This is a genomic window from Lactobacillus nasalidis, assembly GCF_016587775.1.
Taxonomy (GTDB): Bacteria; Bacillota; Bacilli; order Lactobacillales; family Lactobacillaceae; genus Lactobacillus; species Lactobacillus nasalidis.
The window spans coordinates 1-4,161 of sequence record NZ_BOCG01000158.1 but is presented as its reverse complement, the minus strand read 5'-3'; the positions used below and the strand labels follow the sequence as shown (position 1 = coordinate 4,161).

4 protein-coding genes and 1 tRNA gene are annotated in these 4,161 nt (G+C 53.4%); all 5 read left to right on the top strand.

Going from position 1 to position 4,161, the window contains the following annotated elements; translation table 11 throughout:
• A partial coding sequence (locus tag lacNas_RS02905; protein ID WP_201346571.1) for a Rib/alpha-like domain-containing protein occupies window positions 1-360 on the top strand: 360 nt, incomplete at its 5' end.
• A 212-nt stretch (window positions 361-572) separates the two neighbouring features.
• Entirely contained in the window at window positions 573-1,244 is a 672-nt protein-coding gene (locus lacNas_RS02900) for a hypothetical protein (protein WP_244661408.1), read from the top strand.
• A gap of 128 nt (window positions 1,245-1,372) precedes the next feature.
• Window positions 1,373-1,444, top strand: a tRNA-Gln gene (locus tag lacNas_RS02895).
• Between the two features lie 135 nt (window positions 1,445-1,579).
• Window positions 1,580-2,884 carry a diaminopimelate decarboxylase gene (gene lysA, locus lacNas_RS02890; RefSeq protein WP_201330955.1) on the top strand — a complete coding sequence of 435 codons (1,305 nt, stop codon included), beginning with the start codon at window positions 1,580-1,582 and terminating at the stop codon, window positions 2,882-2,884.
• A 187-nt stretch (window positions 2,885-3,071) separates the two neighbouring features.
• On the top strand, window positions 3,072-4,161 hold a 1,090-nt coding region (locus lacNas_RS02885; RefSeq protein ID WP_201346570.1), incomplete at its 3' end, for an aminotransferase class I/II-fold pyridoxal phosphate-dependent enzyme.

The window sequence follows — 4,161 nt, the reverse complement described above, 5'->3', positions numbered from 1 at the left end:
CCGCAGCCCAACTGGCAAAAAGCCGGCAGCTACCGCTGCCAGATCCAGGTAACCTACCCGGACAAGAGCCGGGAAAATAGTTCCTGGCTGACGGTCACGGTTGTGCAGCCAGCCGATGCTGCGCGCTACAAGCCGCTTTTGCTGCTGGCGGAAACGCCTGCCGGCCAGCCAATCGCTGCTTCCAGCCTGATCGCCAACTTCGCCTCGCTGCCAGCCGGCAGCCAGGCCAGCTACGTTAAGGCGCCTGATTTTGCCAAGGCTGGCAAGTACCAGACCAGGATCCGGGTAACTTATCCTGACAAGTCGGCTTGGACCAGTCAGGAAATCATGATTCAAGTCACGGCGCAAGCAGAAAAATAAATATCAAAAAGCCATTTCAGGAAATCAAGATCAGCCAGGTCTTGATTTCTTGTTTTTTTAACCTGTTTTTTTCGAAAACTTTTGCTATAATTGCTGGTAGTAAGCGGTTACAATATTGCAGGATTAACGAGAAAATGGGGAGACAGCGGATGAGAAGAGTCAAATGCGAGCTTTGCGGACAGGAAAGGCTGTTAAAAGAAGGAGATCGTTTCGTGTGCCAGGCATGCGGGGTAGCATACTCCGCCTCCGAGCTTCAGCTGCAGCTGGGGGCAGAGGGCCGGCGGGAACTCTATGCCCGGGCCAAGCAGGCTTACCGGTCAAAGAATTTTCAAACGGCCCGGCGCTTGTACTGTCAGCTGGCTGAAGATGACGACCAGCAGGCGGCTTTTTATGCCAGGCTCAGCGCCTGCCAGCTGAATCCCGGAGGCGAAACGGACACCCTGCTCAAGCAGCTGCGCCTGGCCTTGATGCAAGGCCGGGCTGCCGGTCCGGAAGCTTACTTTGACTTTGCCAGCCGGGCTTTGGGCGAAGTGATCGTTTTTGCCCTGTCAGTTGAAGAAAGCTATGAAGAAGCCTTCCAAAGCCGGGCTCAGCGCCTGGAGATCAGTTCCCGGCTGACTTTGCAAAAGGCGCACCAGGAGATGCAGCAGGGGGCCGGGCAGGCCTGGCTGCTGATGAGCCGGGCGGCCCACCTTTGCGTGGGCGGAATCGATGACTTGTCGGCCGCCAGCAGCTATTTCTGGGAGCTGATTGAGGCAATCATCGATGACTTGAGCATCAATCAAAAGCGCGGCACCATCGCCTTGGGCAACGTAGCGGAAGAAAGAGCATATTTTGAAAGCTTGAAGGAAGAAAAACAGGCCAAAAAGCTGGTCAATGGTTAACTTTGTTAACTGATAGCCTGGAAATACCATTTTTTTGTAAAAAAAGCCTTGCTAAAAGTTTAAAAGTTAAGTATGATATAACTTGATCGGGGGATGCAAGGAGCCGTCTCTTGGTTGACCATCAAGATTGCGTTATAGCCAAGTGGTAAGGCAACGGTTTTTGGTACCGTCATGCGCTGGTTCGAATCCAGCTAACGCAATTGCTAATTAAAAGACACCCATGATGGGTGTCTTTTTTGTTTTTTGCCTGCCGGTGCTTGACCCCGCCGGAGCAGAAGGCTAAACTTAGTATTTAAACTGATTAAAATTTTTAGAAAAACAAATGAGGTAAAACCGTGAACGGATTAATCACAGCAGCTGATGTCAATCAAGCAGGTCACTTGCAAATAGGCGGCGTGGACGCCCTGGAGCTGGCCGCCCGCTACCAGACCCCTTTGCAGGTTTATGACGTGGGCCGGATCCGCCAGGCCATCCGGGCCTTTAAGCGGGTTTTTGAAGAAGAGGGCGTGAGCTATGAGGTCAGCTACGCGTCCAAGGCCTTCTCTTGCCTGGCGATCTATCAAGTCATCAACGAAGAAGGCGGCCATACTGACGTCGTTTCCGGCGGGGAATTGTGGACGGCTTTGAAAGCCGGCTTTCCGATGAGCAAGGTCAGCTTTCACGGCAACAACAAGAGCCGGTCAGAGCTTGAACTGGCAGTTGAACACGGAGTCGGCGTGATCATCGTCGACAACTTCCATGAAATCGACCTGCTCAGCCAGATCCTGGAAGAAAAAGATGCTGAAGCCAAGGTGATGCTGCGGGTTACGCCAGGCATCAGCGCCCACACCAACGAATACATCCAGACCGGCCAGGTCGATTCAAAATTCGGCTTTGACATGGCTAGCGGCCAAGCCGACCGCGCCTTGGAACTCGTTTTGGCCAATCCCCGCTTGCAGATGGCGGGCGTGCACGCCCACATCGGGTCACAGATTTTTGACGTCCGCGGCTTCGTGGGCTGCGCGGAAAAATTGTGCCAGCTCGCTGAGGACTGGCGGGACAAATACGGCTATGAAACGGAGATCCTGAACGTCGGTGGCGGTTTCGGCATTCATTACACCGACCAGGACCATCCCTTGCCGGCAGAAGAATTCGTCCGGGCCATCGTTAAGGCAGTCAAGCGCCAGTGCCAGGAAAAGGGGCTCGAGCTGCCGGAAATCTGGATTGAGCCGGGCCGCTCGATTGTCGGCCAGGCAGGCTGGAGTCTTTATACTGTAGGTTCGCGCAAGGACCTGCCAGGCTATCCAAGCTACGTTGCCCTTGACGGTGGGATGGGGGACAACATCCGTCCGGCTCTTTACCAGGCTGAATACTCAGCCGTCGTGGCTGACCGGCCCCAGGCTGAAGCTGAGGAGGTCGTCAACCTGGTTGGCAAGTACTGCGAAAGCGGGGACGTCTTGATCAAGTCCTGCCCGCTGCCAAAAACCGAACCAGGTGACGTGGTTGCCCTTTTGAGTACGGGGGCCTACGGGTACTCCATGGCTTCCAACTACAACCGCAACCCGCGTCCGGCCGTGGTTTTCGCGGAAAACGGCCAGGCCAAGCTGGTAATCAAGCGGGAAAGCTATGATGATTTGCTGGTTCTGGACTTAAAATATTAAAGATCAAACCCGGTCAAACAAAATAAAAGTAAGAATCGCCCGGGTGATTTTTAATATGATTAAGTAGCAGCTGGCAAAAAAAGCTCTTAACTTGCTTTTTGGCTCGATTTAGCTTAACAAACTATGCTAAAATAGAGGTAATTGTTAAGTTGCTGTTCTTTTTGATTTGAATGAAGAGGTTTTTCGAATGCCAAAATTAGCGCAAGATTTGTTACCGATTATCAACCACAAGCTCGATGCTGTGGTTCCTTCAGATATCCGCCGTTTTGACAAGTATGTTTCCCAGTACGACGGCGTCGTTAAGCTGACCCTGGGCGAACCGGACCTGAACACGCCAGAACACGTCAAGCAGGCAGCCATCCGGGATATTGAAAACAATGACAGCCACTACGGCCCGCAATCCGGCAAGCCGGAACTGCTCAAGGCCATCAACAAGTACGTCAAGCAGCTTACTGGCGTTGACTACGACCCGGCCAGCGAGATCACGGTGACCGTCGGGGCTACTGAAGCCTTGAACTGCACCCTGTCAGCCCTTTTGAACGACGGCGACAAGGTGATCGTGCCGACGCCGGTTTGGTCAATGTACATGCAGCTGGTCAGCTTGACCGGGGCAACGCCAGTTGAAGTCGACACTTCAGCCGACGGCTTCATCCTCACCCCAGAGAAGCTGGAAGAAGTCATTGAACGCGAAGGCAAGGGCGTCAAGGCCGTCATGCTGAACGACCCGACCAACCCGACCGGGGTAACCTACCCTAAGGAAGTCATTCAAGGCCTGGCTGAAGTATTGAAGAAGCACCACATGTACGCCATCAGCGATGAAATCTACTCAGAACTGATTTACGGAGATGCCAAGCACTACTCTTTGGCTACTTACGTTCCAGAGAGAACCATCTTTATTTCAGGTTTGTCCAAGTCCCACGCCATGACTGGCTGGCGGCTGGGCTTTATCTGCGGGCCGGCTGAAATCATGGCCAGCGTGCGGAAGATGAACGACTTCATGATCACGGTCGTAACCAACAATGTTCAGGCTGCTGCCATTGAAGCTTTGACCAACGGCTTGGACGACCCGAAGGAATTCAGAGAGATCTACCAGCGCCGGGTTACCTTTATGGAAAAGGGCTTAAAGAAGCTGGGCTTTGACATGGCCCTGCCGCGCGGCGCCTTCTACATCTTCGCCAAGATTCCGGAAAAGTACCATGGCGACGATGTCGGCTTTGCCAAGGCTTTGGCAAAGGACGCCAGAGTTGGCGTGATCCCGGGCAGCTATTTTGGCCAGG